Origin of the sequence: Actinomadura gamaensis, from assembly GCF_042652125.1 — a bacterium.
Classification (GTDB): domain Bacteria; phylum Actinomycetota; class Actinomycetes; order Streptosporangiales; family Streptosporangiaceae; genus Spirillospora; species Spirillospora gamaensis.
Map to the genome: position 1 here is coordinate 1 of NZ_JBHSIT010000025.1, position 26,408 is coordinate 26,408.

General features: G+C 64.8%; 17 protein-coding genes. 12 read left to right on the forward strand and 5 right to left on the reverse strand.

The window, feature by feature from the left end; translation table 11 throughout:
- Positions 1 to 111 precede the first annotated feature (111 nt).
- A complete protein-coding gene (locus ACFPCY_RS42815) occupies positions 112 to 744 on the forward strand; it encodes a DUF2079 domain-containing protein (protein ID WP_378265635.1) in 633 nt (210 codons plus the stop codon).
- On the opposite strand, the gene ACFPCY_RS42820 is transcribed toward ACFPCY_RS42815, so the two are convergent.
- Positions 722 to 1,372 carry a hypothetical protein gene (locus ACFPCY_RS42820; RefSeq protein WP_378265637.1) on the reverse strand — a complete coding sequence of 217 codons (651 nt, stop codon included), beginning with the start codon at positions 1,370 to 1,372 and terminating at the stop codon, positions 722 to 724. The genes ACFPCY_RS42815 and ACFPCY_RS42820 overlap by 23 nt on opposite strands.
- Before the next feature lie 179 nt (positions 1,373 to 1,551).
- Here ACFPCY_RS42820 and ACFPCY_RS42825 point away from each other — a divergent pair, with 179 nt between their 5' ends.
- From ACFPCY_RS42825 to ACFPCY_RS42865, 9 genes are all read left to right on the forward strand, one after another.
- Positions 1,552 to 1,965, forward strand: a complete 414-nt coding sequence (locus tag ACFPCY_RS42825; protein WP_378265639.1) for an NUDIX hydrolase — start codon at positions 1,552 to 1,554, stop codon at positions 1,963 to 1,965.
- Between the two features lie 139 nt (positions 1,966 to 2,104).
- Positions 2,105 to 2,641 (forward strand): DUF2637 domain-containing protein, encoded by a 537-nt coding sequence (locus tag ACFPCY_RS42830; RefSeq protein WP_378265665.1) that lies wholly within the window; start codon positions 2,105 to 2,107, stop codon positions 2,639 to 2,641.
- 1,169 nt (positions 2,642 to 3,810) lie between these two features.
- Positions 3,811 to 5,490, forward strand: coding sequence for an argonaute/piwi family protein (locus ACFPCY_RS42835; RefSeq protein ID WP_378265641.1), 1,680 nt, complete (start codon positions 3,811 to 3,813; stop codon positions 5,488 to 5,490).
- Entirely contained in the window at positions 5,487 to 6,842 is a 1,356-nt protein-coding gene (locus ACFPCY_RS42840; RefSeq protein WP_378265643.1) for a PD-(D/E)XK nuclease domain-containing protein, read from the forward strand. The genes ACFPCY_RS42835 and ACFPCY_RS42840 overlap by 4 nt, the downstream gene beginning before the upstream one ends.
- A 569-nt stretch (positions 6,843 to 7,411) precedes the next feature.
- Positions 7,412 to 7,774: a DUF2637 domain-containing protein gene (locus tag ACFPCY_RS42845; RefSeq protein WP_378265645.1), complete on the forward strand. Its 363-nt coding sequence runs from the start codon at positions 7,412 to 7,414 to the stop codon at positions 7,772 to 7,774.
- 1,046 nt (positions 7,775 to 8,820) lie between these two features.
- Entirely contained in the window at positions 8,821 to 11,010 is a 2,190-nt protein-coding gene (locus tag ACFPCY_RS42850; RefSeq protein WP_378265647.1) for an ATP-binding protein, read from the forward strand.
- On the forward strand, positions 11,007 to 14,912 hold the full coding sequence (gene drmA / locus ACFPCY_RS42855) for a DISARM system helicase DrmA (protein ID WP_378265648.1): 3,906 nt from the start codon (positions 11,007 to 11,009) through the stop codon (positions 14,910 to 14,912). The genes ACFPCY_RS42850 and drmA overlap by 4 nt, the downstream gene beginning before the upstream one ends.
- Positions 14,913 to 14,918: 6 nt before the next feature.
- On the forward strand, positions 14,919 to 16,658 hold the full coding sequence (drmB, locus tag ACFPCY_RS42860; RefSeq protein WP_378265650.1) for a DrmB family protein: 1,740 nt from the start codon (positions 14,919 to 14,921) through the stop codon (positions 16,656 to 16,658).
- The gene (locus tag ACFPCY_RS42865) at positions 16,655 to 17,341 is read left to right on the forward strand and encodes a phospholipase D-like domain-containing protein (protein ID WP_378265652.1); all 687 of its coding nucleotides are present in this window, start codon (positions 16,655 to 16,657) and stop codon (positions 17,339 to 17,341) included. The genes drmB and ACFPCY_RS42865 overlap by 4 nt, the downstream gene beginning before the upstream one ends.
- A 10-nt stretch (positions 17,342 to 17,351) precedes the next feature.
- On the opposite strand, the gene ACFPCY_RS42870 is transcribed toward ACFPCY_RS42865, so the two are convergent.
- The gene (locus tag ACFPCY_RS42870) at positions 17,352 to 18,632 is read right to left on the reverse strand and encodes a DEAD/DEAH box helicase (protein ID WP_378265654.1); all 1,281 of its coding nucleotides are present in this window, start codon (positions 18,630 to 18,632) and stop codon (positions 17,352 to 17,354) included.
- Between the two features lie 174 nt (positions 18,633 to 18,806).
- On the opposite strand from ACFPCY_RS42870, the gene ACFPCY_RS42875 reads away from it, so the two are divergent.
- Both ACFPCY_RS42875 and ACFPCY_RS42880 read left to right on the forward strand, forming a co-directional pair.
- Positions 18,807 to 19,157, forward strand: coding sequence for a hypothetical protein (locus ACFPCY_RS42875; protein ID WP_378265656.1), 351 nt, complete (start codon positions 18,807 to 18,809; stop codon positions 19,155 to 19,157).
- A 523-nt stretch (positions 19,158 to 19,680) separates the two neighbouring features.
- Entirely contained in the window at positions 19,681 to 20,352 is a 672-nt protein-coding gene (locus ACFPCY_RS42880) for a hypothetical protein (protein ID WP_378265658.1), read from the forward strand.
- A 201-nt stretch (positions 20,353 to 20,553) separates the two neighbouring features.
- Here the strand turns inward: ACFPCY_RS42880 and ACFPCY_RS42885 are convergent, their stop codons facing one another.
- From ACFPCY_RS42885 to ACFPCY_RS42895, 3 genes are read right to left on the reverse strand one after another with little or no spacing between them, the layout of a single operon-like run.
- Positions 20,554 to 22,614 (reverse strand): AIPR family protein, encoded by a 2,061-nt coding sequence (locus ACFPCY_RS42885; RefSeq protein ID WP_378265660.1) that lies wholly within the window; start codon positions 22,612 to 22,614, stop codon positions 20,554 to 20,556.
- Positions 22,611 to 23,618, reverse strand: a complete 1,008-nt coding sequence (locus ACFPCY_RS42890) for a PD-(D/E)XK motif protein (protein WP_378265662.1) — start codon at positions 23,616 to 23,618, stop codon at positions 22,611 to 22,613. The genes ACFPCY_RS42885 and ACFPCY_RS42890 overlap by 4 nt, the downstream gene beginning before the upstream one ends.
- The gene (locus ACFPCY_RS42895) at positions 23,615 to 26,254 is read right to left on the reverse strand and encodes a Z1 domain-containing protein (RefSeq protein ID WP_378265664.1); all 2,640 of its coding nucleotides are present in this window, start codon (positions 26,252 to 26,254) and stop codon (positions 23,615 to 23,617) included. The genes ACFPCY_RS42890 and ACFPCY_RS42895 overlap by 4 nt, the downstream gene beginning before the upstream one ends.
- Positions 26,255 to 26,408: the final 154 nt, after the last annotated feature.

A 26,408-nucleotide genomic window follows, 5' to 3' on the forward strand; every position in this document is an offset into this window, starting at 1 on the left:
ACGACCTCGCCGGGCGGCTGGAGGGTGTAGACAACTCGATCCAACGCCCGGCGAGGCCCCTGTCAACACCCCGCGCCGCTGCGATCTCACGCCAGGTTACGAACAGAACCTATGGAATGGCGCTTAGTTCTCTACCGCATAACCTCGACGCACGCCCTCCAGTGGAGCGTAGGCCCAGTCCACTACAACGCGGTACTAATGCCCATCCTCTTCGTAGCCGCATTGGACGCCGCGACCGCCCTCCACCTAAGCCCCCACCCTTGGAGCCGTCACTACGCGAACCTACTCCCAGCAGCGATCACGGCAATATCCCTCGCCTCGTTGCCGCTGCTTCCCTTCCGCGTCCTCGCCGCCCCCACCTTCTATCGGACGACCGACCACATCAGAGCCGCGCGCGAGCTTCTCGCCGACATTCCCGACGGGTCGCGCGTCGCCGTCTCCAATCGACTCGCCCCCCAGCTCACCGCCCGCTGCCAAGTGACGCTCTTCGGCGACGTCCACCACCGTCCGGTCGACTGGGTCATCGTGGACACCGAGCGCCTGGACGGCGTCCCCGCGCCCCCGGCGGTGATCCGAACAGCCCTAGCCCAGCTCCCGTCCCAGGGCTTCAGCGTCATCGAGCAACGCGACGGCATCCTGCTCTTCCACCGCGCGACAGCGCCCCCCGAGACCCGAGCCGCGGCTGCCCGCGACCCGGCCCTCGTCACGGAACGCGCCTCGCTCAGCGAGGCGCGACGATCTTGACTGGCTTGTTGTAGGCGTTCCAGCCGTCCTCGGCGTGGAACGTCGCGGACCGCGAGTGACCGGCGAAGACCAGCTTCGAGAGCCGGCCGTAGGAGTCGGTGTAGAGATCGATCGTCAGCGTCTTGATCCCGCTGCCGTCGAGCATGTGCTGCGGATAGTGCAGATCCCAGTACGCGTACGGCCCGAGCTTGGCCAACGATCCCTTGATGCGCAGGTGGTGAGCGCTGACGCGGCTCCATCCCCGCGCGCCCTGGAAGACCGACTTCACGTAGGCCGGGTTGGCGTGCTGCTTCCACACCCGAACGGCGTCCGCGTCGAGGCGGGTCTTCTTCCAGTGACCGGAGTAGTTCTCGTAGTCGATGCCGTTCACGAAGACGTCCCGGCCTGCCTCCGTGCCGTTCTTGGCGCCCTTGATGCCCCTGGTCTCGCTCTTACCCCACCCGGCCTGCGCGAACTTCGGCGTGAACTGCGCGTCCGCGCCGCTGCTGACCCGGTGATAAGCCCCCTTCGGTCCCTTGTAGGAGAGCTGGGCCCAGTTGTGGACGGTCTTGGTGGCGGGGGCCTTGACCACCGCGGCCTGCGCCGTCCCGGGAAGGCCAACGGCGGCAGCCGCGGCGACACAAGCCACGGCCGTGATCCAACGACGATTCATCGAGTTCCTTCTGGGGGGAGGCGATCGGGAGGAATTCCCGCCCGATGATCGCCCACCAAGATCTCCCGCCGCAACGAAAATCCCGACTTCGTCCCCGACCGCCGGTGAAGCGACAGGTTGCCCGCCTCGTCCTCCGAAACTGTTAGGTTCCGGGCATGACGACGCCTCCGAAGTGGCCCGTGTCCGTGAAAGGCGTCGCGGTCGCCGCCGGCCGGGTCGTGCTGCTGAAGAACGAACGGGACGAGTGGGAGCTACCCGGCGGCCGCCTGGAAGCCTCCGACCCGAGCCCGGAGGCGGCACTCGAACGGGAGATCACCGAGGAGACCGGCTGGACCGTCAAGGCCGGCCCGCTCCTGGACGTCTGGATCTACCAACCCCTGCCCGCCACGCTGCCCGAAGCCCGCCTGGTGATCGTCACCTACGGCTGCACCGTCCTGACCCCCGACCTCGAACCGGTCATCAGCCACGAGCACAAGCAACTCGGCCTGTTCACCGCCGACCAGGTACCGCACCTGCACATGCCCGACGGCTACAAACAGTCCATCGCCACCTGGTTCCGCCGCCTGTAACACAAAAGGTGCGGCGTCCGTAGACGCCGCACCCCCTGAACGACCCCATAGGGATCTCACTGGTGTCCGAGGACGGACCTGCACCAAATAACTACGAGCAGGTCATCGCCACCGACTTCCTTCTGGACCGGTGAGCGCCATGGACGCCCCCACTGACCGCCTCATCCGCGCGACGACCACGGCCTCGGTCGCCCTGCTCGCGCTAATCGCCGCAGTGGTCTCCTACCGTCACATGCACCACCTTGCCCAAGCTCACGGCGAGTCGCGCTGGACGGCGGCGCTGATCCCGCTGTCGGTGGACGGCATGATCGTCGCCTCGTCCATGTCGGTCCTTTCCGCCAACCGCTCCGGACGCCGGGAAGGCAGGCTCGCCTGGACCCTGCTGATAATCGGCACCCTCGCGTCCCTGGCCGCGAACGTCGCCGTCGCCGAACCGACCACCACCGGCCGCATCATCGCCGCCTGGCCGTCCTTCGCGCTCGTCGGCGCCTACGAGATGCTCATGAGTCAACTGCGATCCCGTGCTCCAGCAGGGACGGCCAGGCCGGGGACGGCACGGTTGAAGAGTCGCGGGTTCCTGCTGAGAAGGCGCCGGAAGCAGGCAATGGCGAAGAGATTCGTGGGCGTTCCCTTCAGGAGCTCGCCTGGGAATGGGCGTCGGAGCACAGGACTATGAGCGGGGAGCTTCCGTCGGGAGGGGAGATCGGCAGGGCGTTCAACCGCAGTGCTCGTTGGGGAAGGCTCGTCAAGCTCGCCGGAGGCGAAGGTATCTCGAGGAACGATGGCGAAGAGCACGCTTCGCCAGAGGCTGAGCAGTTGAACGGCGCACGGCTCAGGACGTGACCATCTCAGCGGCGCAGGTGCATGCGCCCGGTACGAGGTGCTGTTGGGTTACTGAGCCAAGGTCGCTCGCGCCGAGGTCCGTAAGCTGCCCCTGTTCCGGAGCAGGTGCAGGTCCTGAGTGACTTGGCAGGTTGTGGCCTGGGTGATTCAGCAGGTGGCGAAACCGGTCAGCCTGGTGCCTTTGAGACCGTTCTGTGCCTGTTACACGCTCTTCGCGTCCATCGTGCTGCCGCGTTCTTCGTGAACTGTCTGAGGCCCTGAGTAGCGTGGCTCTTGAGCAGGTGGCCCACTGAAGCAGGACCCGAAGGCGAGATCCAAAGCGAGGAAGGAGCGGTGAATGGCAGATGGTGTCCCGGGTCCCCCGAGGGGGGAGGGGGGCGAACCTTGTGGCGAACTTCTTGCCAGTCAGGATCCGCGGAGGCGAGTTCGTCGCAGGGGTCCTTCCTTTCGACTCGGAGGACCGGTTGGCCGGACTCCGGGCCGATCTGAGGGGAACGCACGTGGTACGGCGCGAGAACGACGGAGTGGTGTGCGTCCCTCTGTCGCCGAGTGCTGTCGAGGTAGGTGACCAGCGGAGGTTCGTCGTCGGCGATCATCGTAGCCTGGTGATGTTCCTCTTGAAGGAGGCGCTCATCCGCGAGGTGGTCGCCATGAAGTACACATTGTCGGCTTTCTCCCGTCCGAGTTTCGTCTCCCGGTACGCCAAGCAGGATCTGCTCGCTCAGTGCGCAGGCGAGTATCGAGACGCTCTAAGCAGCGTGCATGTGTACCCAGAGTTCAGGCTCGACACGCGAACGACAGGGCCGTCACCGTCGGGCTATCCCGGCATCCTGGTTGGGCTGAAGACACGCTACGAGATCGACTTCACCGTTAGTGATCTTCTGCAGATCGGGTTGGATGCGAAGGGGCGCTATGTGCTCGCGGAGACAGGTGAAGTGCCCTTCACCCCTGACCTCGACCAGCGTGTCTACCGGCGGTTGGCGGGCATGATCGAGTCCGTCCGTGACGGCCGTCTTCGCCTTGCCGATGCGCCTTGCCTCACCGAGGTCGATGCGGATCGAGCCTGGATCGAGGGAAGCCAGGACAACTTCCAGGATGTGCTCGCCCTTCTCACGGGGGGGCCGCCACGCGCATATCTTGGAGGCGCTGGCGGAGGCGAAGTTTGGACTCCTCGGAGCCGACGGCCGCCTCCAGCGGGTGACGGCCTTCGCCAAGAAACTGCGAGAGTCCGTCCCGATGACGATCGCTGCTGGCCTCAGCGTCGACATCGGCCTCCCGATCGGGAGTCCGGCCGCCCCCGCCCAGGCCCCCAAGGTGAGGTCGGCGAGGTTCGATGAACCGTCGTTCGTTTTCGATCCGGGTCTGGACAAGACCGACCGGAACGCGGAACGCGGCCTAACTAAGTATGGTCCGTTCGATTCGCAGTCCTTCAGCCCTCGGACGCCGAGGGTCGTGGTCCTGACACCGCAGGAGTACCAGGGCCACGTGGATACGTTCATGGACCAGTTCCGCCGAGGAGTGCCAGGCGGGAAGGTCTATCCGCAGGGCTTCGTCCGCAAGTACCAACTTGCCGCCTGTGACATCACGATCCACGCTTTCGACGCCGGACCGCGAGACGCGGATAGCTATCGCAACGCATGCCGAGACTTGACACGGAATCTGGGGAAGCCGGATCTGGCGATCGTGATCACGAGCAAGGAGCAGCAGTTCCTACACGGAGATCAGAGTCCTTACCTTGTGGCCAAGGCGACGCTGATGAATCAGGGCATCGTCGTCCAGGAAATCCAGATCGAGACGATTCGGAAGGGAAACCTGGACTACTCGCTCGACAGCATCGCCTTGCAGTGCTACGCCAAGATTGGCGGAATCCCGTTCGTCATCGCGGCACCTCAGACCATCACCCACGAGATCATCATCGGTATCGGTAGCGCGCATGTGAAGCCGAGCAGGTTCAGCCCCCCTGAGCGCATCGTGGGCATCACCACCGTCTTCAACGCCGACGGCAGCTACATTCTGTCCAACACCTCTCATGAGACCGACTACGAGTGGTACCCCGAGGAGCTCCTACATGCCCTGCGGAGCTGCATCGAGGCGGTGAAGAAGCGCAACGCCTGGCGAGCCGACGACGCCATCCGGCTGATCTTCCACGTCTTCAAACCGTTGAAAGACACCGAAGCCGAGGCCGTCAAACGACTGGTGAAGGGGTTGCTCACCGAGTTCAGAGCAGTGGAGTTCGCATTCGTCCACATCAGCGAGACCCACGACTGGGCGCTGTTCGACACTGCCGCCCTCGGCGGGCACAAGCAGCGGATGCCTTCGGGCCGCCTCGTCCCCAAAGGGCGGAGCGTGCCACAGCGCGGGCACACCGTATCGATCAGCGCGAGCGAGGTCCTCCTGACTGTCACAGGCCCCTTCGACTTGAAGGTCGCCACGCAGGGCCTGCCACGGCCCCTGCTGCTCAAACTCCACCGGGCTTCGACGTTCACCGACATCGACTACCTCGCCGGGCAGGTGTTCAGGCTCACCGCCCTTTCGTGGAGGCGCTTCTACCCTTCCGGTAAGCCCATCACGGTCATGTACTCGGACCTGATCGCATCTCTTCTTGGCCAGCTCAGGCACGTACGGAACTGGAACGCTGACGTGGTCTCTACGAACTTCCGCACCAGCAAGTGGTTCCTTTGACCAGCAACCTCGATCCGAACGAGGTGGTGACCACGCACATTGCTGATCACCTCGCTGCACTTGACGAAAACATTCGTGCTGCGGACACCCCTGGGAACCTTGACGGTCTCATGGCCCGCCATGTGCTGCGGAACGCGACCCGACTCGCCCCGACTTACTCCACCGAGTCCGTCAGGGAACAACGGATCGGCGAATACGGCGACGGTCCTGTGGGCGCGCCCCTCTTGGCCATGCTTGGATATCACCTCGATGAGCTCAGGGCAGATGCCGCGCCGTCCGTCAAAGCCGCGGCTGTCACCGGGCTCCAGCAGCTGATGCGCCGTGACCCCTTCCCGCTGGACGATGTGACCTTCCACCAGGATCCGCGCCAGCTCCTCGGAATCACCCTGGCGATCATCGCAGTCGCTGATGAAGTACCCGGCGCCAACCGATGGCTCCGCCAGATCATCGATGACGCTCGCTTCCGATCGCCGACAGTCCGCCATGAGCTAATTCGGCTACACACATACGGCGTCCTGACCCGTGAACCATCCGTCTGGGTTACAGACACCGGTCCCCAACACCCCGTGGACCTTGCTGTCCTGCACTGGCTCGTCGCCCAGGGAACGGTACGGCTGCCGAACCCGCCGGAGGACTTGAAGATCATCCAAAGTGGAATCCTCAAGGGGCTCCTGTCGGTACCCGCCACTGGAGCGTCTGCGCCGGATGCCGCCTTCCTGAGAGCCGCCGCCCAACAGATCATCGACACCACGATCGATGAGTCGATGCTCGACCGCCATCACGTCGGCGTCGTCCTGCGGCGCTTCCCCAAAGCGATGCGGCGATGGCGGTGGGACGCCGACCCGGACATTAAGAACCCGATCCGGTGGCCCATCACCATGGAACGCGAAGTCCAGGACATTCTCTGGATACTCCTCAGTACTGTCTTCGTCGATCTCGTCGACGAAGACCCCCTGCGGAAGTTCGGACACAGCTCCTATCGAGTCGACTTCGGAATCCCTCGTCTCGGTGTAATCGTCGAGATCAAGTACGTGCGTGCAGCAGCCGAGTTCAAGAAGATCGAGAAGGAGGTGATGGAGGACTACGTTGCATATCTCCAAGACCAGTCCGCGTACCAGAAGATCGTCGTGTTCATCTACGACGAGTCCGCTTCCATCCAGGAACACGCCATCACCGAAGCCGCCTTGATTAGACTCGAACACGTCATAGACGTCGTGATCGTGTCCCGTCCCAGCCAGTTGCCCCCACCGGCCCCGAAGAGACGCAAGGCGACCAAAACTACGCGAGTGGCCGCCGCCCCGCCAGTCACGTCGAAGCCGAACAAGTCACCAACCCTCGACGTCGAGAAATAGCTCGCAGGTCGAGAATCTACGTCCGCTCTGCGAAGCCCACAGCGCCGCTCGCCTAGGGCCGTTCCTGGCCGCGCGAGCAGATCAGCTCATCGCGCGTGCGCGCAGGCTCGGTAGTCTCATGCTCACGACGGTGAGCGGCGTCGTCTCCCGATGCGGTGCGCTCAGCTTCCAGCTACTTCATTGGCGTTCTGGTCGCCGGCCAGCAGGTGATGCCGTTGATCACGGTGTGCGGCAGGCGTCTACGGTCATAGGCGCTGGAACATCCCAGAGCGGGGCAGGTCGGCGGCTGGGGGCTCCTACTCGGAGCGGCCGGGCGGGGTAGTCGGACTTGTTGCACGGCGGCCGAGGGCGTCGGCCTCGGCGAGCGCGATCAACTGGGCTTCCCAGCGGTTCTCCAGGGTACGGGTGCCCAGTCGTTTTTCCTGCTTAACCTGGGGAAGGAGTGCTCGGCCCCCTCCGTCTCATACCAGCGTGTTCGGCGGCCAAACGTGTGGCATGGTGGATGCATCTGCACCGATTCACCACGAGCAGGTCATCGCCACTGACTTCCTCTTGGACCGGTGAGCGCCATGGACGCCCCCACCGACTGCCTCATCCGCGCGACGACCACGACCTCGGTCGCCTTGCTGGTACTGACCGCCGCAGTGGCCTCCTGGCGCCACATGCGCCGCTTGGCCCTCGACCACGGTGAGTCCGCCCGCACTGCGGCCTTGATCCCGCTGTCGGTGGATGGCGTGATCCTCGCCTCGTCCTTGTCCATCCTGTGCGCCAACCGCGCCAGCCACCGCGGAGGACGGTTGGCGCGGGCGCACCTAATCGTCGGCAGGTTGGCTTCTCTCGCCGCCAAGTCGCCGTCACCGAGCCGACGGCCGCTGGCCGGATCGTCGCGGCCTGGCCGTCGCTCGCCTTGGTCGGGGCCTACGAGATGCTGATGAGCCAGATCCGGCGTGGTCGGGCGCGCACCGACGTACACGACAACTTCGCATCGCAGCCAGAATCCGCCGGGGCGGTCGAGCGGGCCGAGTGGGCCTGTCGCCTCTGATGCACGGGCCAGCGTCTCCAGCAGGTGGCATGGCAGTGGGCGCAGGCGCATCGTGGGCCAAGCGGCGAGCTGCCGTCGGGCGCGGTGATCGGACGGGCGTTGAACAGAAGCCCCCGGTGGGGGGCGCCTGATCAAGGATAGGAGGAACATCGACTCGGCGCCGTGCTCGGAGGGGAACGAGTTCCGAGGACCTCCCGAACGGGTTATCTGTGCACGCGTAGCCTCGGAGCGTAGTCGGCTCTGGCGGGAGGGGAGCCCGTGGCCCACTTGCCTAGTGGGGACGGTCTGACTTCGGCCGAGATGGCTACCATGACCGCGAATCCGTTGTACACGATCGAGATCGATCCCGGTCTGCCCCTTCCCCACGAGCCCATGAACAGCAAGGACGAGTAGGCGCAGGAGAACATCGAACTGATCAAGGCGCTCGGTCCCGCTGCCTTTGCGCGGAAGCTGCTCAGCGTCCTGGAGGGTGACTTCCCCCGCTCCTAACCGCGCCCACCGGGTGCGTTCGACGGCCGGGCGTGCGCGCGGAGGTGGCTCGTTCGGCCGCATCTAGGACGAGCATGGTTTGCTGGCCGATCAAGCGGGTCGGCAGCAACCAGGCGACGCGGCCTGCACGGTGGTCACGGCGATCGGGCGGCACGATTGGCAGGTGCTCTCGTGGCCTTCTCCTAGGCCCGGGGGACCACCCCTCCAGTCAGCGCCGTCCCGTTGCCCGACGAAACCGGCGTTGTGACCCTTGCCCTTGGGTGCTCTGGAAGCCACCGGCCCTGCCCTGGCTTGTCAGTCTGGGGAGTCTCGAGAATGTCAGACCCCTGACCTAGCATCGATCCAGGCGAACATGAAACGCGTCCACTCGTGCAGCACCGGGTGGCCGAAGTCTGTCGCCTGGTACCGGGGAATCGAACCTTCACCACCTGTTGCAGGAGAACGCACATGCCCGAACGGTCACACACCGTTTCGTTCCGGCCACGCGCCCGCCTCGTGAGTGTCCTCGGCGAACACCTGATCAGCGACCCCGCCGTCGGCCTTGTCGAGTTGGTCAAGAACGCCTATGACGCCGACGCATCCGAAGTCACAGTCGAGCTCTCCGACCTCGGGGATCCCGAAGCCACATCGGTCATCGTGACCGATAACGGGACGGGTATGACCCTTGACGACCTTGTGACGAAGTGGCTCAGTCCCGCGATGGATCATAAGGAGAGCGCCAAGAGGCGCGGTGCACGGACCGCCAAGGGGCGGCTTCCCATCGGGGAGAAGGGGGTGGGCCGGTTCGCGGTGCACCACCTCGGTCGTCGGCTCCGCCTCATCACCCGTGCTGTGGACGGCGACGAGCTCACGCTCGACATCGACTGGGACCGTTTCGACCAGAGCGAGGATTATCTCGACGGCCTCGAGCTCAGCGTTCACCAGCGGCCGCCTCAGCTCTTCACGGGTGACTCCACCGGTACGCGGCTGGAGGTCACTCTGCCCAGGGCCCCGTGGACCGAGAAGCTCGTCCGCAAGCTTCATCGGACGCTTAAGAGGCTTCAGAGCCCCGTCCACGAGGGTGAAACTGACTTTAACGTCCGGCTCTGCTGCCCGGAGTTCCCCGATCTGCAGGACGTCAGCCCCACTGACATCCTCAATCAGGCGCACTACGAGTTCCGGGCTCTGATCGAACCGGATGGTCGCTGCGACTTCGAGTACGTCTGCAAGCACCCGGTGCTTTCCCGGAGAACCCGTACGGGCACGGAGACCCTGTCAACCGAAATCTCGGTTGACGGCGCGTTCGCCGAGTGCGGACCCTTCTGGCTCAACCTCTACGTGTGGGACCGGTCAAGCAACTTCCTGCAGGCCACCGGGACCTCCTCGCGAGAACTCAACGCCCATTCTGGCGTCTCACTCTTCCGTGACGGCCTGCGTGTACTGCCCTACGGCGAGCCGGGCGACGACTGGCTCTTTCTGGACCAGGAACGCGTCCAAGCCCCTGCCGAACGTATCGGCAACAATCAGGTGATCGGCCTGGTATCGGTCGACCAGTCCTCAAATCTGCAGCTTCGTGACAAGACGAACCGCGAGGGACTGATCGAGAACCAGGCATTCCAGGACCTTCGAACCCTGTTGCGCGCCGCAATCAAGCTCTTCGTCACGCACTGGCGGCACGACCGGCCCTCGAAGGCTGACCGCCGAGTAAAGTCCGGCACATCCAGCGACCTCGGAACCGCCCGCGCCCTGGCATCGGAGATCGAAAAGACCGCCAGTAACGAGATCAAGGTTCACCGCCCGGAAACAGCACCTACCCACTTGCAGGAAACACCGGCGAACGACTCCGCACCGGAGGAGAAGGCGGTCTCGCAGCGACAGGCCGTCAAGGAGCTCATGGACGAGCTCGCCAGCGTGAGCGAGGCGATGGACGAGGAACGCCGCCGCCGCGACGTCCTGCGCCAGCTGGCTGCCACGGGGCTGGCCGCCGAGCGAGTGGTCCACGAGTTCGGCCGTCAGGTCGGTGGCGCCATGGCGCAGATGGAACAACTCGAACGCGGCCCGCGGACCGGCCAGTCCACCACCGAGGCACTCAACGCGCTGGGCGTCGCGCTGCGAACACTACGCAGCGAGTTCCGTGTCCTGGCCCCCTACGAAACCGCGGGACGCGCCGACCGCATGCGCACGACCAGCATGCTTGACGCTGCGCGACTGGCCGTAACTCTTAACCAGCACGCCCTCGCCTCCTCTGGCGTGCACGCATCCGTCACCGGACAGGACTTCAGGGCCCGCAGCCGACCCGCCGCAGTGGCCCAGATCCTGGACAACCTCATCCACAACGCAAGCCACTGGGCCGCCATCGGCCCCAGCCCCGAACGACGCGTCGAGGTGGTGCTTCGCCCTGCGTCCAGTCAGATCGTCGTGGCAGACTCCGGACCAGGAGTCCACCCCGAGATGCACGACCAGCTCTTCGACCCCTTCACCACTCTGAAGGTCGAGGGGACCGGACTTGGTCTGTTCATCTCCGCCCAGCTGGCCGACAGTCTCGGGTGTGACCTGCGACTTGCATACGAGGACGAACGCCCGGAGGGAACCTCGGGAGCCGCCATGGTCCTGCAGTTCCCCATCGAACGCGACAACGGGGAGAACGGATCCAGATGAGTGAGCGGGACAACCTCGTCGAGGAACTCGTGGCCGAGGTGCTCGGTCCAAGAGGGGGAACTGACGAAACAATGCCGTCGGACGAGGATCCGGTCGATGAGTACCTCGCTGGTGTGCTCGCCCCCGTTAGTGCGCCCTCGGTCGAGATTGACGCCGACCAGGAGCTGATGGGTCGCGATGCTCCTGAGTCTGACGACGAGGGTGATGTCGGCGATCTGCCCACGGGCCCAGGGGGCATGCAGGCGGCGCTGCCGTCGCTGACGCTCGACCCGCTGGCCAGGCCGGCTTCGCTGGGCATTTCGGTGGCGCTCGATGCGGCGGACGCCCCCATCCTGGACATCTGCTGTACCTGGGCGCGGTACCGCAGGAGTTCTTCCGGTGAATGGCACCGTCAGCCGCTGGGGGCCGTGTGGCGGGAGGTGGACTGCTCCCAGGAGCGCTCCCTGTCGGTCGCCGATGATCCGTCCGTGGAGCTCAGGGTCCGCGCTAGGCGTAGCCCTGCGGGGGCGTGGAAGATCTCACTCTTCCTCGTCAACACCACACCATCCGACGGGGACCGTCCGGCCACACCCGACCACGTTTTCCAGCCACAGATCAGGATTCGGTGCCCCGAAGGAGTGGGTCTGCTCCCCCTCGACCGCCACCGGCCGACGAGCGACCAAGAGGAGGCGGGTCTCGCGCTCCTGTATGCGGATCGGCCGGTCCTCGCACGTGGGCACCTGTGCTCGGCGTTGTGGCGAGAGGTTGATCCCGAACGCCCGCATCCTGACGGCCTGAAGGGGGCCCGGGCGCCTTTCGTCTGGTCTGACGGGCGTCGCCTCTTCGACACAGCCACGGTCACGGAGTTCGAACCCTCGGACGCCCGCTCCGAGTTCGTTCCAGTGATCCCGGTGAACGCCCCGGACAAGAGCTGGCCCCAGTCGGCGGGCGAGCCTCCGGAACTGGATCCAAACAATCTCGCTGAGCTGATCGACGGCGAGTTGCTCCGGCAGAAGCTCACCCCGTTGGCAGATGCCTACGACCGCTGGATCAGCGGACAAGAGCAGCTGGCAGTAAATCCCGCCCCCGGGACTGCTGAAGAGCGGCACATCCTGTCCTGCCGCCGCGCGCTGGCCCGGATCCGGGAGGGCATCGACCTCCTCGCCACCGACCCTGACGCCAGGCTCGCTTTCTGTTTCGCCAACCGGGCCATCGCGATCCAGTCCGAGTGGACCAAGGGGCGGGTCAATCGATGGTGGCCCTTCCAACTGGCGTTCCAACTCCTGAACCTGCGCTCCGTCGTGGAAACGGACCACCCCGACCGGCAAGTCTGCGACCTCCTATGGTTCCCCACGGGCGGAGGGAAAACCGAGGCGTACCTCGGCCTCGCCGCATTCACTCTCGCCTTTCGACGGATCCGCGCCAAGCGGGAGCAGGACCCCACCGGCGGCGTGGGCAGCGCCGTACTGTCGCGCTACACCCTGAGGCTTCTGACGATCCAGCAGTACCGTCGGGCGCTCGCGGTCGTCACGGCATGCGAGTTCCTCCGGGTGTCGGGCCCGCCGGGTAGACGAGGCTGGCGCCCGCGGTCATGGGCGGAGAACGACGACCTGCTCTGGGGAGGGCATCGGTTCTCGATCGGCCTGTGGGTCGGCGGCAAGGTGACGCCCAACAATCTGCAGGACTTCAGCTATCCCGACGCGAACGGGAGGATCATCACCGTTCGCGGAGCGATCTCGATTCTCGATGGACATGACGGCGACGGGGACCCTGCCCAGGTCCTGGACTGCCCGGCGTGCCGTTCCACGCTTGCCGTTCCTCCCCAGGGACTGCTGGAGGGCGCGGAGACGACCCTGCATTTCGTGGTCGGTGATGCCGACTCCGAAACAGGGGCCGGCTTGGCCTCGCTGTTGTCACAGGGGCCGTTCTTGGTGAGAAGCACCTCAGTCACCCGACACGCCAACCCCGCGTACGCGACGGTGTCGGTGACCTTCACCGTGTCCACCGATGTCACGCCGCGCCAGGTGGACGGATGGTTCGAGCAACACGTTCGCCCTCTCCTGGGTCAGTGGACGTGGGCGGTCATGGCGCGTGCCAGCAGGCCTGGCTACTTCGTCCGCAGCGTCGAGTGGGGGCGCTCTGAGAAGGCTGTCGACTTCGACGTCTTCTGTCCCAACCCGACGTGCGTCCTGAACAACCGGCTGGGGTGGGCGGAGCACAACCAACTCGGCGAGATCCCCGCCCCCGAAGCATTCGCACGCGGTGACGGCATCTCCACGCGGTGTCCGATCCCGGCGCTGACAGTGGACGAGCAGGTCTACGCGCGTTGTCCGTCCATGGTCGTGGCTACCGTCGACAAGTTCGCCCGACTGGCGTTCGAGCCTCGTGCGGGCACCCTGTTCGGCAACGTGGACCGGCTCAACGAGCACCTCGGCTACTACCGCGAGTGGGCGCCCTCCTCGGGGCCGTCGAACGGCCTTCCTGCCAGGGGGCGTCAGGATCCCACGGCTGGCAGGAGCGTGCCCGTTCAGCGACTCAGGCCACCGGATCTGGTCCTCCAAGACGAACTGCACCTCATTGAGGGGCCGCTGGGCAGCATGGTGGGGTTGTACGAGGCGGGCATCGACGTCCTCGCCACCGCCCACGAGGACGGCTCACCGGTCAGGCCCAAGTACATCGCCTCCACCGCCACCGTCCGGCAGGCCGAAGAACAGGTTCGCTCTCTGTTCGCCCGCGGTCTGGAGATCTTTCCTCCTCCTGCTCTCCGCGCGGAGCAGTCGTTCTTCTCCGCCACGGGCCCTGCACACCCTCTGGACTCCCAAGAGCCGGGACGGCTGCACGTCGGGGTCGTCGCCCCCGGACGTGGAGCCCAGACGCCCATCGTCCGTGTCTGGTCGCGCCTGCTTCAGACGCCGGTCGAACGACTGCGGGCTGGTACGCCCGAGAAGGACTTGGACCCGTTCTGGACACTCGTCGGCTACTTCAACGCCATCCGCGAACTCGCAGGAGCCGTCGCCCTCGCCCGCCAAGACATTCTCCAACGGCTTGGCAGCATCAGCCCGACACCTCGTGAGCTCAACGAGAACGATCTCATGGAACTGTCCAGCCGTGCTCGCTCCCTGGAGCTCCCAAGCATCCTGGCGGATCTCGCCATCCCGCTCACTCCCGCCGGGAGGAGTCCGGTGGACGCGGCCGTGGCCACCTCGATGTTCGGTACCGGCGTCGACGTGGACCGTCTAGGCCTGATGGTGGTGCACGGGCAGCCGAAAACCACCTCGTCGTACATCCAGGCGACCGGACGAGTCGGGCGGTCGGTGGGCGGTCTGGTTGTGACGTTCTACCGCGCGTCACGGCCGCGCGACCTCAGCCACTATGAGTACTTCGCCGGCTACCACACCACCCTCTACCGGCATGTCGAACCCGTCACCGTGAACCCCTTCGCCGCCAGGGCCAGGGATCGAGCGCTCGGGCCGGTTGCGGTGAGCATACTGCGGCAGGCCTCGGAACTCCCCGGCCCCGCCGGGCCCGTGCCCGTCAGCGAACGATGGCGGATCCAGCAGCGCTTGAACGGCGGCTGGTACTGCCGGGCCGGTGAGATGCAGAACGCGCGCAACGACCCCGAGGTCAACCTCATACCCGAGCTCCTGGAGGATCGCGCGGCGCAGCAGCCGCCCATGCGCAGACCGGTCCCCTCCGACACCGCCAACCACGTTCACTCCGAACTCGACAGATGGCAGCAGCTCGCCTCCCGCGCGCCGGACCGTCTGCTGTTCAACGAATCCACCGTCACACGACCCGCCACGGCCCCCGTCGTGCTCGGAGATCTCGCCCATCTCGTCGCTGGAACCGGCCAAGCCTACGAGAACGCACCGACCTCCCTCCGGGAGGTGGAGGCCACGGTCTCTGTCCGAGGAAGGAGCTGAACGACGATGAGCCGGCCCTACCAGGAACTTCGTCCCTCCCAGTTCGTGGTGACCTTTGGCCCCGGGAGCGTGGTCGAGACCGACTCGGGTCCTGTCGTGCTCAAGTCGATGGACACGCTCTTCACTGAGATCACCAGATCCCCGCAGGACTTCGAGATCATCGACGACCGGCTGTCACGCCTCGGGCTGGACGACGCCCGTATCGCGCGGATACCGACGAACGCCGAACTCGGCCTACCCGCCGACAGAGCGATCTATCCCACGACCGCATTCCCCTACTGGGCCCTCTGCGCTCGACACCAGCCGCACCAGGTCCTGTACGAAGTGAACAACGGCTGCCCCGAATGCCCGCCCGCCCCCACCTGGAAGAGCAAGGAGAAGGCAGGGCGGGAGGCTATTCGCTTCGTGCTCGCCTGTGACGGCGGCCACCTCGACGAGGTCAACTGGCACCGCCTGGTCCACCCCAAAGGACGGTGCAGCACGCGGCACTACCTGTGGAACGGAGGCGGACGGGCCCTTCGCCTCGTCACGCTCGAGTGCCCGAGATGCCACACAACGGCGAACTTCGGCGAGGCGTACGGCCGGCCGTGGCCCTGTACCGGCCGGCAGCCCGAGCTTGGCGGACGTCCCGCGTCCGGGCAGGCCAACTGCACCAGGGCAGCCCGGATCCTGCAACGTGGCTCGGCCAACCTGCGGATCGGGGAACTCGCCACCGCACTGACGATCCTGGACATGCCCGCCCGGCTACACAACGTCTTGGGGGACCGGGAACTGCTCGGGGCTCTCCGTACCCTGCGGCGCCGCGGTTTCCTGAACCATGAAACCTTCCTGGAGGAGGTGGCAGAAGCCCGCATCGCCCCTGATGCTGTCCAGTACCTCTCCCAGATCCCCTGGCGCGACGTGGATCGCGCCCTGGATCAACTGTTGGGAGTTCAGCGCGCCGATACCGTGTCCCTCCGGGACGAAGAGCTTGATCGGCTACGGAACGCTGCGACTCACGGGGCCCCGCCCGTGCCACATCCTCAGCTGGGTTCTCCGCCACTCTTCGAGGTCCGCAAGGCCGACATCCGGCACGTGCCGGGACCGCAGGGACGGCTCGGTCTTCGTGTCGCCCCGGTCAGCCGGCTCAGAATGGTCATGGTCCAGACCGGCTACCGGCGGCTTGATCCGGAAAACGGGCTGTCGGTGACTACGTCCTTCGACTGGAACCGGACGAAGTGGTATCCCGGCATCGAGCTGTTCGGCGAGGGCGTCTTCATTGATCTGGAGGACGGCGACCTGCCTCTGACAGGCGAACGGGTCGCTCCCTGGCAGTCCCGCTACCTGGCCTCCCCCCTCAACTCGACGCTCCACCCCGCCCATGTCTGGTGGCACACCCTGTCCCACCGGCTGCTCTGGGCACTCTCCGTCGATTCCGGCTACTCCTCCGCCGCGATCCGCGAGCGGATCTACCTCAAGGAGGAGAACGGCGTCGTCACCGGCAGCGGTCTCCTGCTTTACACGGTCCAGCCAGGCGGTGACGGAACGATGGGCGGCCTCGTCGGCTTGGCCAATCAGTTCGACCACGTACTTGCCCGGGCGTTGGAAGACGTCGACACATGTTCCAACGACCCGCTTTGTGAAGAGGCCCCTGACGTGGGCATGGACGGAGCCGCCTGCTACTCCTGCCTCTTCGCCTCCGAAACCTCGTGTGAACACCGCAACCACGGCTTGGACAGGCTGCTGCTCAGCGGAAACCTGCCGTGAGCGCCGACGACCGGTTGGCCGGGGCCTTGGACCGTCTGTGGGATGAGCAGTTCCGGCGGAGGGAGGAAGCAGCGACCGCCCCAGAGCTTCAACTACACGACCTCATCACTGCGCTGGAGACCCGCAACGCGGAGGTTGCGGCAAAGACCATCGGGCACTGGCTTGAGCGGAGAGCCAGGGAAACGGACCGCGTCAGCGTGGTGGCAACCGGGCTCTCCTGGTTGGGGGGCGGGACCAGGTCAGTCGAACAGACGCTGATCTCCATGATCGGCAGGGCCGCCCATGAGATCCTGGTGACGGCGTACGCCCTGACCAGTGGTTCAGTCCGGGTGACGCACCAGCTGGAGCGGGCTGCAGCAACCGGAGTCCGGTGTGTCTTCGTGGTCAACCGGTTCAGGGATCAGTCTCCTGAGATTAGAGACCGGCTCAGGCAGCTGGCGGACCAGCATCCGTCGACGGTGGCGATCTACAGTTATGACGGCTCGACTGCCCTCGAGGGACTGCACGCGAAGGTGGTCGTCCGGGATCGGATGGAGGCGGTGGTCGGATCAGCGAACCTCACCTTCCACGGATTGACGACCGGCCACGAACTGGGGGTCCTTGTGGAAGGCCCGGGAGCGGCCTCGCTCGCGACAGCGATCGACATGATCATAGCTTCGCCTCAGGTACACCGGACGCACTGAGCACGGCCGGTTATCCTCCGCAGGAGCTTGTCCAGTAGTCCGAGTACATGGTGTATGCCAGCCGCCCGCGGAACCGGATGTTGTCGTGAACGTCGATCACGGTGCACGTGGGTGTGCCGCCGAACTTCGGCCCCCGCATCCCGCGGCCGATCATCTGCTCGTACAGGACACGGCTCGTCGTCGGTCTTCCCACCACGAGCGCCTCCACCTTGGGGGCGTCGAATCCTGTCGTCAGCACCCCGAAGTTGCAAAGGACTGAAAGGCGTCGCTCCCGGAACTGCTCGATCAAGGCACGGCGTATCGCGCTCCTCGTACCGCTGGTGACCGCCTCGGCCGAGCGTCCTGCCCGCCTGAGCAGTACAGCCATCGCCTCGGCGTGCTGAACGGTGCATCCGAAGAACAAGGTGGGAGTGTCCGGAGGCAGCTCAAGGAGACGATCGAGCAACGCGCGGTTCCTGTGTTCGTCCTGCCCTAGCTCAAGCAGGAACTCAGGATGGAGGTCACCGAAGCTGTCGGAAGGTTCCACGAATCGCGGATCGTGCTCCAGGTCGAACTCGCGGCCGCCATAATCGATCACTTCATGTTCCGGCTCGGAAAGCACCTCCATCCGTCGCAAAGCCATCACCGTATCGTCAAGGGCCCCCAAGGAGCGTGGTGCGATCAGGTTTCCGTGGAAACGGTCGGCAAGCCCTCTCGTCTCCTCGTCATTGCTCCGGAACGGTGTCGCAGTCAGGCCGATGATCGGGATCGACGACTCTCTGCGGCCTAGATCGATCCTCATGAACCTGAGTACGTCGTCGTAGCTCTGGGCGGAGACCCGGTGGGCTTCGTCCACGACCACGGCTCCAAGACGTTCACACAACGCCGCAAGTTCCTCCTGCTCGTCGGACCCCTCGCGCTGGACGACCGCGTGGAGTTTCTGGATGCTCGCCACCACGATGTCCGGGTCGACTGGCGTGGACCGGCCAGGCCCCCAGAACCGAGCAATGACGAGGTTCTGTCGGATCTGTTCCTTCCGGTGCCCCAGATCCGTCCAGACCTCCTTGAACGCCTGCACAGCCTGCTCACACAACTCGTCACTCTGCGCAATCCAGAGGATGATTCTCCGGGTCTCACCGGCCAGCCGCCACTCGACCAGGCATTCGACTGCCGTCCTGGTCTTGCCTGCGCCGGTCGGCAGCGTCAGGACTCCACGGTTTGCTCCAGCAGTGCCATTCAGGACCTGGAGGGCCTGCGTTTTGACGTCCTCCTGGAACCCCTCCAGCGGTGGGAGTGGCACGAACGGCGCCACTTCCAATGTGTCCGGTTCACGGGGCGCACCTGGCAGACCCGCAAACACGTGCGGAAAGTGCAGTACGCGGACAAAGTGTCGAGGCCAACTCTTGCCCGGATGCCAGGATCGTTCGGCGATCGCACGCGCTCTGCCCTCCCGTCCTCCCCGGCTGCGTCCGGCGTCCTGGTAGTCATGAAGCTGCTCAAGCTGGTCAGGGCCGGCCCGCAGTGCAAGCCGTTTCCTCAGCGTCCTGTTCTCCAGGAGCGCAAGGCCGCACCGATCAACCAGAAACTCGGGAAGATCGTCCGAGTTCAGGCGGGAGCGCAGCTTGCGAGAGCGGCTTTCAGTTTCGGCAACGATCCACTCGACGGACTTGCGCTTCCTTCGTCCGCTGCCACCGTCCAGATCATCGAGAACCGCGCGAAGATCCGCGTCGGACAGATACCGTCTCAGCATCTGAACCGCCTGAGCGCGGTCCTGATCCCCGAGCTGACCGAACGCTTCCATGGCCATACCCCCGACCCAACTACCGTCAGTTTGTGATCCACTGGTATAGCAGGATCGGCGCCGATAGTAACCCCGACCGTGTCTGGTCGTTCCTTCTGCGCTGAGGCAGCCCTGTCGGGCTGACGACGGGCCAGCGGAGACTGGTGGACGGGCGGCGCTGCACGTAAGCCAGCAGATTCTCTGACGGAGAGGGCGGGGGCGCATCGCTCGACTGCAGTGGACGTTTGGTGGCCTGGGCCATGCGGCTCCAGGCCACAAGGCACCTCGGCTCACATCGGCGCGCACGGACATGTCTAAACATGCCGTCGCGTCGTGTCCCGTGCCGAGACGCGGACCGCCCGATGTCGTCTGAGGCCATGCTCTATCCTGACCCACCAGGTGACCATTGTAGTTCGACGTCGGGAATACCGACCTGCAAAGGGGGTTGGTGTCTGTGGCGCCGTAGAGTTCCTCTGGAAGGAGGTTGGTACTAGGGTTGCTCTATCGCCATGACGTCAGTCATGGTGAACAAGGTAGATCACCTATCGGCGCTACTCAAATTCGTCTGGAAGGTGTCCTTGTGATTCCGCATTACTCCATCGAAGTGTCTGGGCAGATCCCTGCCGAGGCGTCCTTCTGGATGCCCAGCGAGGAGGAGTACGAGGAGGCGGCAGATTTCGATGGCGAGGGTTTTGGGTTCTTTCACGACACGTGGATCTTGGAGAAACTGACTTCCGCGGAAGCGGCAGCCATCGTGAGAGAGGAGCGTGAGCTCCTGCCGCTGGTGGATCGGTACAGCAGCACTCCCGAGCAGTTCGAGGAGACGGTGTCCAGTCTCGAGAACCCCGACCTTCCTGACTGTCAACCGCGACGTCTCTGGGGGACTCCATTGTGGGGTCAGATCGTTGATCCGACCGGAGGTAGCGTGGAACCTCGGTTTGGAGGTCTGGAATTCGGCGTTGCGGGCCTCAGTTTCGCGCTGAACAGTCTCGGGTTCGTGCCGGTCGCAAGCTGCCGTGCACACTTCGGACAATCCTGGGCAGATTCACCTGTGGTCTTCTTTGCCGCCCCACGGGTCGGCGCGCAGTGGCTGCAGCCGCTGGTCGAGCGGACCGGATGCGGGTTCGACATCGACTCTTTCGATCGCCCCCAGTTTCTGGCGACCGTCGCACCTTCAATAGCCCACAGCATCGCCCTCGCCGAGGCCGTCCTCATGGACGCGTCGAATGCGCCAAGGATTTCCTTTGGATAGTTCTCGGGCTACAATCAGCCCGCCGTGGGCAGCGGCCCGCGATGTCAGGGAATCATCACTTGGTGTTCTTGTGGCAGATTCTCAGGTGTTGTGCGCTTACTCCGGTGTCGCTTGACGTCGCCTGCTTCTGTCGGGTACGTCGATGGTGTTCATTTCTGGAAAGATCGTCGTTGTGGTCGCTGATGGCGCCACCTTCTTTCTTCACCTGGCACCCCTGGGGAACGCTTCGTTTGCTTCATGGTCGGGTACAAAGCCCTTGGCTATCGCGAGCGTCCGGATGTGTAGCACCTGACTGACGTCCGATGGTGTGATCTCGAGGCCGCCCTGAAGCCGGCGGGCGACATGACCCAGGAGTTGGCGCTCTCTGGGTTCGAGTGTGCCAGTCTCCTTGGCCCAGCGGTGGAGAGCGAGCCAGTCCTGTCCCGCTACGGCCGTTGCTTGTATCGCGTCGCTGTCCGGTGCGGAGGTCTCCGCCTCGTCCAGAGACCGGACGCGGTCTTCGAGGGGGGAGTTGCGAAGCTCCTCGGCGAGGTCCGAAGGGACAGTCCAGGGCATCCGGGCTATCGAGTCCCAGCAGTCGCCTTTCTTGGCCCATTCGCCGACATGGTAGCCATGCTGTGAGCGGGTGAGGCGGTCCATGATCCGTGGGCACAGGTCGCGGATGGCGTTCGCCAGTGCGGGGGTGATCCCCTGTTCTCGCCAGATCCGGTCAAGATCGAGACGTTTGTCGGTGGCCAAGGAGAGGCGGGAGACCGTGTAGGTGGTGACGAAGCTCTTGATACTCCCGGCCCCGGCGACGCGTGCGATCTTGTCGACCTCTTTGAAGAGTTTGGCCTTGGCGATGAGGCGGTGACAGTAGTCGCGGTCGACCAGAGGGAACTCCATGCGACTTTCCATCTGATCCAGGGCGATCATCAACTCGGCGAAGTTCTTCTGGGCCCCACGGCTGACCCAGTAGGGGCGCTGGTCCCACGAGTGGAGGTACTTGGCCAGATCTGCTTTGCTGAACTTCTGGCTGGTGGGGTGTACGAGTTTGAACTTCTTCTTGGCTGCGGGGGTTCTCGCCTGGGCCAGGCCGTCGGTGTACTGTCCGCGGGCTCGTTCGTAGAACCACTTGGTATCCAGTCCGCTGCCGTCCACTGCGGGTGCCCACAGAGAGCGCGTGATCCGTTCGACCTCTACGTGATAGGGGTGGTTGGAGCTGAAGTCGACCTGGGTCACCGCGTTCTGGCTGTTTGAGTACTTGGAGATCATAGGGACCAGGTCGTTGAGCCGGTCCTGCGGTATGACGGCAAGCTTCATCTGGACGTGAACCGGAGACAGGTCGGCCTTGTCGTTGGAATGCGCATAATAGATGGAGGCGGTCGTCTGCCCGCCGTTGACGATCTGCAGGCCATTGATTCGTGAGATCGCCTGGCCTCCGCCAGGGACTGACACGAAGTCGACCGTTGCAGCGGTTGCGGTGATCCCGTTGTTGTAGGCGGTGAAGAGTTCCGGGGTGTTCAGGAGAGTGGCCCGGATGCCGCTGTTGACCTTGCCGCGGGTCTGCAGGAACGACCTGACGTTCAGTTCCAGTAGACGTGTCCCGTACTCCCCGTACAGGTCGGCGAGGAGCTGTCCCGGAACGATCGCCAGCATGACCGAGACGCCGCTCCCGCTGCCTGGGGCCGGCAGGCAGGGCAGTGGCGGATCGAAACCGACCACGACGGGTTCGCTCATGGTCCCCGAGGAGGCCAGCCGCTCGAACCTCGCCAAATCCCAGAGTTCGTGGGTGACCTGAAGGTCGTTGAAGGTAGTGGGACCGGGCGCTGCCGAGGTCGCGACACGGTTGCTGAGGAGGAAGACCCGGATGCGCAGCGCTTCGAGGAGTGCCTTCTCGATGCCGACGCACATGTCGCGGACATCGGACGACTCGTCTGCGTGCTCGCGGATCTCTTCGCGCCTGTCGAGAAACTTCAAAGCCCGCCTGAACAATGTGTCGGCCGTGGCTTTGTTCAGCTTTTCGATCGCTGGGGACTGCGTGAAGTCCGACACGAAAAGGTCGAGGCTGCCCAGCGCGTCGTTGACCCCGTACCCGTGGATCTCGATGCCGTGCGCCTTATGGTAGGCGACGAAGGTATCGTCGACCTCTCCTGCCTGTTCCAGGTCTTCCAGGGCCTGGAGAGTGAAGCTCTCGGGCGCCGTCGTTTCCTCGGCCTCCGCTGTGGCCAGGACGTTGGCAAGGAGGTGTTGGGCGAATCCACCCAGCGTGGCGTCTGTCATTGCTGGTCCTCGATCAGTGACCTGACTTCCTTGTCCTGGAGGCGGTACTGGTCGAGGCCGGTCGTGTGGATCCGGTACCGGCACGAGGTGACGCCGGGGCGCAGGTCAGAAACCACGACTCGGGGAAAATCGCCGCTCACGGACCAGAACCTGATGTCCCGTACGGTGTACCGAGGTTCGTCGTAGCGCTGTCGGTGATGACGAAAGTAGCCTGCGTTGACGAGCAAATCGTCGAACCTGGCTCGTGTCTCGGGTCCGAGTAGACGATGACGCGCCTGCTCGACCAGCACGTTGAGGCTGGTGCCGGTTCCGCCGCGGCGTTCGTCGAGGACGAACAGCGCCAGGAGGAGGTTGGGTGCCGAGGTGCTGTCCAACTGTCGCTCGTTGGCGATGGTGATCTCGGAGGAGGCCCTGGTGGAACTGCACTTGACCTCTACGGTGAGCTGGGGGAGCTGAAAGTCCTGGTCCGCCCCCTGAGGTCCGGTCCAGGACAGGACGGCATCGTGAGCTCCACGGGCGGGCAGGACGAACTCGTTGAGGAACAGCAACTCGCCGAACAGTCCGCGTCGTGCCTCCGATCCCAGGCCGTCCTCGCCCACTGCTTTGAGAAGGTCCTGCCAGCGTCGGAACCTGTCGATCGCAGCCCTGACCGCACCGAGGGAGTCCGGTGCACTGGCAACGGCCCCGGCGATGTCGGACACCAGCGGGGTGAAGACCTCCCGGAGTTCGTCGGAGGTCAGTACAGCCACCAGCTCGTAGCTGTTTCTGGAGACCCTGGCGAACCGCATCTCGAGTCCCCCCGTCCTCGGAAGGCTCCCCAGGTCGCCTGCTGCCTGTTCGTAGGAGCTGGTGTCGGTTTCGAGGATCAGCATTCGCTGCCGGTCGGGATGGCTGACGGCGATGAAGAGGTTGTGCGGCGAGTCGCCGTGGAGCCGGAGCATCGAGCGCCCTCTGGCGCCGGCGGGCGTGTTCAGCTGTTCCCAGTCCGCCTCGGTGGGGTTCAACTGTCGTTCTCCTCGTCGAGGTCAATCTGCTCCCGGCGCCAGACCTCGTTCACCACATACTCGGTCTGGACCTTGCCCGGCGACTCCGGGAAGCTGATCGCGAACCCGACCAGCGGTGTGCCCTGGTCGAGGTGCTCGGGTGGTACCAGCGGATAGAGCAGAAGGAGCGCCTGATCACGTCTTCGGACCCTTCGCAACGGCAGCCCCGTCGGGATCCTGGGATCGCGGGGGTTGCCGTTCTTGTCGAGCTTCCCTTCGGATGCCTTCCTGGTGTCCTTCAGGGCTTGCTGCTTCTGCTCTTCGTCCAGGTCGGTGCTCTCGTCAGGTGGGTTGAGCACACGGCGGATGGTCTGGCGTCCCTCGTTCTTCGGGTCGTTGGTCGCGGCACGGGTGATCAGTCCGATGTCGTGTCCGGCGATGCTGGCCGTGGCATCGGCGTTCTCTTTGCCCACGAGTCGGACTGTCCAGTGCCGGAGTTCGTCCGCCTGGGCGCAGCTCCTGATGTAGCGCGCGATCAGGTTGGGACGTACGCGGTAGGCACCACTGTCGGCGTGGTAGTCCTCCAGGAACTCGATCACGTCGTCGGGTGGTACGTCTGACCAGACGAGACTCTGTCTCTCGGGCCGGGCAGGGGCCCGGGCGTCCAGGCGCGCCACCAGCGTTTCCAGACTCTTCAGGTTCTGGCCGAGAGGAACTTCGTTCAGGTCGAACATCACAGTCTCGGGGGCCTCGCCCGAGAAGCTGAACTTGATCTTCTTGCTGTTCCTCATCTTTGCGGGGGCGGTGGGAGTGAGGCCGACCGAGGAAGAAGCGATCTTCAGCCCGAACCGCTCCGGGCTCTCGCCCAGTGCCGCCATCTCCTCGACCTCGCGGCGCAGGGAGTCCGTCGTTCTGGTGATCTCGACGTAGGCGTCCCGTAGTTCGACCGTGGTGTAGAGGCGACACAGGTCTTCGTATCCCGGACGGTATCCGAACCACCGCCCCATCTGGAGAAGGGTGTCCACCGCCCTCGCGCTGCGGAGGTAGTAGCTGATGCTGAGCCCTTCGAGCGTGAGTCCTCGGGAGAGCTTCTCTCCGCCGACGGCGATGACCGAGAGACCGGTGTTGCGGTGCTCGTAGTACTCAAGTGCGTCCTTGGCCGTGCCGTTGACGGCTCGGACGTGAATCTTCTGGGCGGCGGGAAGGATGTGTCCAGAGATCTCCTGCCAGGTCAGGCGAATTGCCTCGTCAGCGGGGAACGCGCTCGTTGTCCGGACGAAGTCCTCCTCCCAGAGTGCGCGCAGTTCCTGGAGGACGGTCGTCGAGGACTGCCCGTGGCGGTCGCGAAGGGAGCCCACCAGCAGCCGCACGTGGTCGTCGATCTGTTCGGTGACCTGCTGTTGGACGTCGGTGAACCGGGTGACGTGAACGAGCATGGAGTTGTGCTGGTTCTGGTGCCCTCGGGCGCGGCGCGCAGCACAGGTCAGGACGAACGCCCTTACTGCCTGTTTGAGTGAGGCCGGAAGGTCTGCGGCGATCTGCCAGCTCGACCGGTGCTTCTGGGGTATCCAACCTGCGGAGTCGTCCAGGAGGCGAACAATGGGGAGGGGCTCGATGTCCTCGTCGTCGGGATCGTCGGAGCGCAGACCGAAGACCCTCTCGGGGCCCAGGTAGTTCGACGGGGCAGGGAGACTGCGAATGAAGCTGGCGGGAAACAGGTCCTTGCCGAACTCGTCACTCTCGGCAGCGGGGTCGATAAGGACGTTGGCGAACGGCGTTGCCGTGTACCCCACGTATGCGGCCCTGTCGAAGCTCCTGAGGAGTTGTCGGATCTCTCCGTTGACCTTGGACGGGTTGGTTTCGTCGTCCTTGGAAACGTCGATACTGGCGTTGTCGGCCTCGTCGTCGATCAGCAGGAGCGGGATGTCGCGCACTGTCCCGTCTCTGGAGTCGGTGACGTCGACCAGCCAGCGCCGGACGTTGCCGATGATGCTGCGGTGCTTCTTGATCACCAGGACGATCGGGAAGTGACCGATCGGGATGTTGGAACGCTGCGCCACCGCTCGGTGGAAGTCGCCGTTCTCGCTGCTGTCGGTGAAGGAGCCGATGCCGGGCTTCTTCACCAGGGGGAGTCGGCCAACCCCGATTGGCCTCTTCCGGGTCTTGTCGTCGTAACGCTTCTGGTGCTGGGAGTCGAAGCCGAGCAGCCCCTGGTCGATGCGGAGCTGGGTCTGACTCCGCAGATCGTTGTGGATTCCGGCAAGAATGATGATCAGCTTGTAGCCGGCGTCGGCTGCCTTGCAGGCGAGGCCGGTGTAGTTGCCGGTCTTGCCGGACTGGACCTGACCGATGACCAGACCGGTCCTGCGCCACGGACCCGGGCGAAGTGGGTCTTCCAGGTCGCCCAGGATCCCCTCGGTCGACCTGTCGAGTGTCCCGACCACCCTGGGAGGCAGCAGCAGGACGTCCTCGCTGTACTCCCTGTAACGGTCCCAGAACTCCCACGTCCGTTCGGCCTTGGCCTCGGGGAGCCACGGACGGTGTTCGGAGAAGTCGGGAACCATGCCGGCGGAGTCCTCCTGAAACACCGCCACGAGTTCCTGGAGACGCCGCAGGAGCACGTCCCTGTCGAGAGGCTCGTTGCGCATCGTGAACATCGTGCACACCATTGTGACCGCGTCCTCGTGAAGCGCCCCGGGTCGAATGGAGGCTCGATTCCCTGAGAGGATCGAGTCATGGCACGTCAGTCCCCCTATCCGCCTGAGCTGCGCAGGCGGGCGGTCCGTATGGTCACCGAGGTGCGTCCGGACT

Bases quoted from the DNA above. Each gene is read 5' to 3' on its own strand.
- ACFPCY_RS42815 (WP_378265635.1), top strand. From the start codon at position 112: ATGGAATGGCGCTTAGTTCTCTACCGCATAACCTCGACGCACGCCCTC.
- ACFPCY_RS42825 (WP_378265639.1), top strand. From the start codon at position 1,552: ATGACGACGCCTCCGAAGTGGCCCGTGTCCGTGAAAGGCGTCGCGGTC.
- ACFPCY_RS42830 (WP_378265665.1), top strand. From the start codon at position 2,105: ATGGACGCCCCCACTGACCGCCTCATCCGCGCGACGACCACGGCCTCG.
- ACFPCY_RS42845 (WP_378265645.1), top strand. From the start codon at position 7,412: ATGGACGCCCCCACCGACTGCCTCATCCGCGCGACGACCACGACCTCG.
- ACFPCY_RS42850 (WP_378265647.1), top strand. From the start codon at position 8,821: ATGCCCGAACGGTCACACACCGTTTCGTTCCGGCCACGCGCCCGCCTC.
- drmA (WP_378265648.1), top strand. From the start codon at position 11,007: ATGAGTGAGCGGGACAACCTCGTCGAGGAACTCGTGGCCGAGGTGCTC.
- drmB (WP_378265650.1), top strand. From the start codon at position 14,919: ATGAGCCGGCCCTACCAGGAACTTCGTCCCTCCCAGTTCGTGGTGACC.
- ACFPCY_RS42875 (WP_378265656.1), top strand. From the start codon at position 18,807: ATGAAGCTGCTCAAGCTGGTCAGGGCCGGCCCGCAGTGCAAGCCGTTT.
- ACFPCY_RS42885 (WP_378265660.1), bottom strand. From the start codon at position 22,614: ATGACAGACGCCACGCTGGGTGGATTCGCCCAACACCTCCTTGCCAAC.
- ACFPCY_RS42895 (WP_378265664.1), bottom strand. From the start codon at position 26,254: ATGTTCACGATGCGCAACGAGCCTCTCGACAGGGACGTGCTCCTGCGG.